The 6000-nt window shown below is 39.4% G+C and carries 7 protein-coding genes; 2 read left to right on the top strand and 5 right to left on the bottom strand.

Annotation, left to right across the window (positions count from 1 at the left end; genetic code table 11):
* Positions 1-62 precede the first annotated feature (62 nt).
* Positions 63-707, top strand: a complete 645-nt coding sequence (gene trhA / locus DCK90_RS16270) for a PAQR family membrane homeostasis protein TrhA (protein WP_108247265.1) — start codon at positions 63-65, stop codon at positions 705-707.
* Positions 708-741: 34 nt separating this feature from the next.
* Here the strand turns inward: trhA and DCK90_RS16265 are convergent, their stop codons facing one another.
* On the bottom strand, positions 742-1428 hold the full coding sequence (locus DCK90_RS16265; protein ID WP_108247264.1) for a ZIP family metal transporter: 687 nt from the start codon (positions 1426-1428) through the stop codon (positions 742-744).
* Between the two features lie 56 nt (positions 1429-1484).
* On the opposite strand from DCK90_RS16265, the gene DCK90_RS16260 reads away from it, so the two are divergent.
* Positions 1485-2648, top strand: coding sequence for a THUMP domain-containing class I SAM-dependent RNA methyltransferase (locus DCK90_RS16260; RefSeq protein ID WP_108247263.1), 1164 nt, complete (start codon positions 1485-1487; stop codon positions 2646-2648).
* 141 nt (positions 2649-2789) lie between these two features.
* Here the strand turns inward: DCK90_RS16260 and DCK90_RS16255 are convergent, their stop codons facing one another.
* The 4 genes from DCK90_RS16255 to rlmD are packed head-to-tail and all read right to left on the bottom strand — an operon-like array spanning position 2790 to position 5832.
* Entirely contained in the window at positions 2790-3131 is a 342-nt protein-coding gene (locus DCK90_RS16255) for a VOC family protein (RefSeq protein ID WP_108247262.1), read from the bottom strand.
* On the bottom strand, positions 3128-3889 hold the full coding sequence (locus DCK90_RS16250; RefSeq protein ID WP_108247261.1) for a DUF6048 family protein: 762 nt from the start codon (positions 3887-3889) through the stop codon (positions 3128-3130). Before DCK90_RS16250 ends, DCK90_RS16255 begins: the two co-directional genes overlap by 4 nt.
* The gene (locus DCK90_RS16245; protein ID WP_108247260.1) at positions 3870-4388 is read right to left on the bottom strand and encodes a DUF6452 family protein; all 519 of its coding nucleotides are present in this window, start codon (positions 4386-4388) and stop codon (positions 3870-3872) included. The genes DCK90_RS16250 and DCK90_RS16245 overlap by 20 nt, the downstream gene beginning before the upstream one ends.
* 31 nt (positions 4389-4419) lie before the next feature.
* The gene (rlmD, locus tag DCK90_RS16240; RefSeq protein ID WP_108247259.1) at positions 4420-5832 is read right to left on the bottom strand and encodes a 23S rRNA (uracil(1939)-C(5))-methyltransferase RlmD; all 1413 of its coding nucleotides are present in this window, start codon (positions 5830-5832) and stop codon (positions 4420-4422) included.
* Between the last annotated feature and the right edge of the window lie 168 nt (positions 5833-6000).

Raw genomic sequence — 6000 nt, 5'->3', positions numbered from 1 at the left:
AGGGCCTTTTTTGTTTTTATATGGTATCTTTATTTATTATAATAAAGAAATAATTCATAGCCTTGAATACCCAAACCCATCCAGTTCTACTTGAAGAAAAACTAAATGCTTACTCCCATGCATTGGGTATCATTCTAGCACTAATAGGAAGCATTGTTCTGTATCAAATTAGCTGGGGAAGTCAACCATACATGAAAGGCAGTATTATAGCCTATATCTTTTCCTTGATATTATTGTTTACCGCGTCCACCGTTTATCATGGAGTAGAGAATCCAGTATTTAAAAGACGTTTAAGAATACTTGATCATATTAGTATTTATTATTTGATTGCTGGAACGTATACCCCAGTCTGTTTATCCGTATTGTTGCCGTCCAAAGGATGGTTATTGTTTTATTTGGTATGGGGCATTGCTCTGTTTGGAACAGTACTTAAAATATTCTTTACTGGGCGATTTGAGGTGTTTTCTTTGGTGCTATATGGTGTAATGGGATGGCTTATTGTAATAGATTTACCTTACCTCTTAGATAATATGTCTCGGTTAGGATTGATATATCTTTCTTTAGGAGGAGCTTTTTATACTATTGGTATTTTATTCTATGCGGTAAAAAGAATACCATATAATCATTTGATATGGCATTTCTTTGTGCTAGGCGGAGCAATTTCACATTGGTTATTGGTAAATAACCTAATAAATAATGTTGGGTAACGCCTAATCCAAAGGAAGTTTTATGAAAACGACTTTACACCAAATAAGCTATCCCGATGCCTAAGATGATTACAATTAACTTTCGCAGATTGAATGCATGTCCTTGGGCACTTTCAAACAAAATTATGGTGGATATGTGGAAGAAAACCCCAATGGACAAAGCAGTCAACAAGTGTCCGTAATCCGAAACCCACGGAGATGTGGAAATAAAGCTGCCCAAAGGTGTCATCAAGGAAAAAACGGCAATAAATAATAATGTAGCGGACATCTTCATCTTGGAGTTAATCAAAAAGATACTCAAGATAATAGCAATAGGTAACTTATGTATGATTATTCCATAGAGTATTGAATCATTATCATGTATTGGAACACCCTCGATCAAAGCATGTATGCACAAGCTCAAGAACAATAATATCGGGAACTTATTTTCCTTTAAGTGAAAATGCATGTGACCGTGTTCGGCTCCTTTAGAAAAGAATTCCAAGAAAACCTGCATTAGGATACCTCCCAGAATATATAGGGCTATTATTTTGGGATGATGTCCGTCATAAACCTCAGGTAATAGCTCAAAAAAAGTTAGCGACAAGAGGAAAGCCCCACTAAAGGCAAGCAATAGTTTTATATTGTCGTTATTGGTGGGCTTCGTAAACCATACAAAGGCAAAGCCGGACCAAACTGCCAAAATAGGGATAATGTAGATAATACTGGAAGGAAAATTCATGCTCTAAATCAAGGGAGTAAAAATAGTCTATTTTTGCGGAAAGAAATTACAGGAACATGGTAGGAAATTTTAAAATGATGGCCAAGACCCTATACGGATTCGAACCTATTTTGGCAAAAGAACTCCGTAATTTAGGAGCAGGTCATGTAGAGGAAGGAGTTCGAAATGTAACTTTTGAAGGAGATACCGGTTTTATGTACAAGGCCAACTTGTGTCTTAGAACTGCTTTAAAGGTTTTTAAACCTATCAAAACATTTCGAGTATTCAATGAGAAAGACCTATATAGGAATATCTACGAAATGGACTGGCCCAGTATTTTTGACGTGGACAAAACTTTTGCTATTGACAGTATTGCCAATGCCAAGGTTTTTGATAACACCATGTTTGTCTCCCTAAAGGCCAAAGATGCCATTGTGGACAAGTTTAGGGAGGTGGTCCGTGATAGACCTAATGTAAAGACACAAGATCCGGATATCCGGATTAATATTCACATTTATAACAATACCTGTACGGTTTCTTTGGACAGTTCCGGAAATTCGCTCCATCAACGTGGGTACCGTATTTTAACGAATATAGCGCCAATCAATGAAGTGTTGGCCGCCGGGCTTCTGCTTAAAACGGGCTGGGACGGGCAATCCGACTTTTTTGACCCCATGTGCGGCAGTGGAACATTTCTTATTGAGGCAGCAATGATTGCTTGTAATATTCCTGCAAACATTAATAGGGAGTCCTATGCATTTATGCATTGGAAGGACTATGATGCCGACCTGTACCAGAAAATTGTGGACGCGAGCTTAAAAAAGGTCCGTGAGTTTCATTACAAAATCATTGGGTACGATAAAGCTCCCTCAGCTGTAAGGAAAGCCCAAGAGAATGTTGATCATGCCAACCTATCGGATTACATTATCGTGGAACGTAAGGACTTTTTTAGGGTTGATAAGCCACTTGAAGGAAAATTGCACATGCTGTTCAACCCTCCTTATGGAGAACGATTGCCCATTGATATGGAAATCTTTTATGGAAAAATAGGGGACACGTTTAAACAGATTTACCCTGGAACAGACGCTTGGCTTATCACATCCAATTTGGAAGCCCTAAAGCACATTGGTCTAAAAACATCGAAAAAAATTAAAACTTTTAACGGGAAATTGGAGTCCAGGCTGGTAAAATATGAAATATACGAGGGAAGTAAAAAGGCCAAATTCAGTGAAGAGAATTAGTTACGAATCAAATAAAAATTGCGATTTCTCCAAAAATAGATTTGGTGGAAAGCAAAAGAATTGGTTAGATTTGGAGATGTGTTTAAAACACGACTAACTAACTCAACCAAATTTTGTGAAAGGAGTCCTCAGAGGCTCCTTTTACTTTTCTGACCAAATGGCAAGTTCGTTGCCCGAAGGGTCATTGAAATGGAATCTCTTGCCGCCTGGAAACTCAAAAATCTCCTTACTGATTATTCCTCCTGCACTAATTACACGCCTCTTTATTTCTTCAAGATTTTCGTAATATAGGACAACTAGTGCTCCATTCGTGATAGGGCCCGTGAAAAGTTCAAAACCGCCTGCAACACCACTTCCGGAAAATGCAGTATAGTTGGGCCCGTAATCGGTGAAGGTCCAACCAAAGGTATTGGCGTAAAAGGTTTTCGTCTTTTCAATATCTGTAGCTTTGGACTCTATATAATCGATTGGGGCAGTTTTCATTCTATTGACCGCTTTCTTCTTTCTTTTTTTTTGTCCTTTTTATAAAGGGGGATAAAGTAGCTGATGGAGTAGTTGTAGTTAACCCCAAAATTGCTTCCGTCCGTTACCTTGTTGAATCCTGGAATCCATAGGTTTGGAAACTGCTCATCTTCCGAATTGGTGATAAGAAAACCAAGACGTGCACTCATGCCCACAAAAATATTGGCAAAAAGTTCCACTTTGGTACCCACAACAAATTCGAGCCAAGAGGCCGACAGTCTACTAAATTCCCTATTGGGATTCTCACCGGGCAAAAACTCCGGGTTAAAAAATTGATTGGTCTCATAGAGACTATAATTATTAAGCGTTTGACTAAAACTTGCCACGGCATAGCGGCCACCAATGGTAATGGCATTGTTCATACCGTACCAGTTGGTGTAGGTATTCATGTCCACACCGGCTTTTATATAACTTCCAGAGGTTTCATAGTCGTAAAGAATAGTGTTGTTCAGGTTTTCATCCTGTTTTTTTGTCTCATTACCAATTTCTGCAGCCAAATATAATTTTCGGGTCAATCTGTAATCACCTACTAATTCCAGTCCTGTATAATCTTCATCAACAAAAGAAAGTACCAACTTGCTGATGTCCGCCCCGACCCGTAGTCCATAGGGGTCTTTGTAAACGACGGTATCTTTTGGTGAAAGATCTACAGGTTCGCTTTGCGCCAAAACCAAAATAGGCAAGAGGCCAATTATGATGCTAATGAAATATTTTGACATGGATATTATCTGTGTTTTCTACATTGGGTTGGACAACCTTGATATCTTGAATCCAGTTTTCGGCACCTTCGGTAAGGGTAACCGAAATATTGTTGTAATTGGTCACAAATCCACATGCCCTTGATATAAATGCTTCTCCCAGTTCATAGGAAATGGTCAAAGTATCAATGTTTCCGGTTTCCAGTTCTGTTTCCTCATCATCCGCAGATTCTGAAATAATTTGATACATAGTCGTGGTGGCGGTACTTCGCAATGGGACCTGCAGCGAATCCGGTGATTCGGAACGATCGCTAAATGAACTATTCGTCAAAATACTGTCGATATCAATATTGCGAATCCTAATGGAGGCCACATTTTTCACTAAAGTGGTATCGGCAATATCAAAAAAACCTATTACCATAAGCGGTGTGTCACCATCAACACATATATCGTCCTTTTCGCAAGAGGATACATAAAAGAGCATTGAAGCTATAAGTAGGATGGGGATGATTCTTTTCATTAGGATAAATATGGGTTGTTTAAGTCAAAAATTATACCCGTTTTTCCAAAAGTACAACATTTTCAACGTGGTGCGTTTGCGGAAACATATCCACTGGTTGAACTTTGGTGACTTTATACTGTTCTTTCATAAGAGCCAAATCCCTTGCCTGGGTTGCGCTGTTGCAGCTTACATAAACAATTTTTGGAGGTGCCACTTGGAGCAATTGTTCAACCACTTGTTTGTGCATTCCATCGCGTGGGGGGTCCGTAATAATTACATCGGGTTGGCCATTTGCGGAAATAAAATCATCGTTGAATACATTTTTCATATCGCCCACATAAAAATCTACATTGGAGATGTTGTTGTGCAACGCATTGGCCTTGGCATCCTCTATAGCTTCGGGAACAGACTCTACCCCGACCACTTTTTTGGCATTTTTGGATACAAACTGCGCTATGGTTCCCGTTCCTGTGTACAAATCATATACTAGTTCATCTCCGGTGAGTCCAGCAAAATTCCTTGTTACCTTGTACAGTTCGTACGCCTGTGCGGAGTTGGTCTGGTAGAACGATTTTGCGTTTATCTTAAACTGAAGCCCCTCCATTTCTTCAAAAATATGGTCACGACCTGCAAAGCAGATAACTTCTTGGTCATAAATGGTATCGTTTCCTTTGGAATTGATTACATACAGAAGCGCCGTTATTTCCGGAAAAGTTGCTTTTAAATGATTTAAGAGCAGTTCCCTTTTTTTGGTATCCTCTTCAAAGAATTGAATAAGCACCATGATTTCTCCGGTTGATGATGTACGTATCATCAATGTACGTAGAAGTCCTTCCTGTTTTCTTGGATTAAAAAATGTGAGCCCGTTTTTGTTGGCAAAGTTTTTTGTTTCCAATCGTATTGCATTGGAAGGATCTTGTTGTAGGTGGCATTTTTTAATGTCCAAAATTTTGTCCCACATGCCGGGAATATGGAAGCCCAAAGCATTTCTGTCATCTATCTCCTCATCCGAATTGATTTCTTTTTGCGTCAACCAGCGGCTATCGGAAAATGAGAATTCCATTTTGTTCCTATAAAAATATTGCTCCTTGGACCCAAGAATGGATGTCGTCTCCGGCAATTCCAGATTACCAATACGCTTTAAGTTGTTTTCCACCTCTTTTTGTTTAAAATAGAGTTGGTGTTCGTACCCCATATGCTGCCATTTGCATCCGCCACAAGTGCCAAAATGCTGGCAAACGGGCTCGGTTCTTCTATCTGAAAGAGTATGGAAATTGGTAGCAACACCCTCAAAATAGGCTTTTCGTTTTTTGGTGGTCATTACGTCCACTACATCGCCGGGCACGGCATTGGTCAAAAATATGACCCGTCCATCGGGGGCCTTGCCCACGGATTTTCCCTTTGCTCCGGCATCGATTACTTCTACGTTTTCGAATGTTTTTCTCCTTCTGTTTTTACGCATGCCGCAAAAGTAACTTCTTTTTGGTATTTCATGGAATGTAGCTTCTTAAATTGCATGTAAACTTTAGGTGAAAACCAAGGGAATCGGACAGGGAAAAATTACGTTTTCATCAATTAATTTGTAATTTGCGGGCACTCCAAGGGATGATTTCTCTCCCACGCTGCTTTT

Source organism: Muricauda brasiliensis (assembly GCF_003057865.1).
GTDB classification, from domain to species: domain Bacteria; phylum Bacteroidota; class Bacteroidia; order Flavobacteriales; family Flavobacteriaceae; genus Flagellimonas; species Flagellimonas chongwuensis.
Note: the sequence above shows the minus strand (reverse complement) of the source record. Positions and strands in the feature narration are given on the sequence as shown.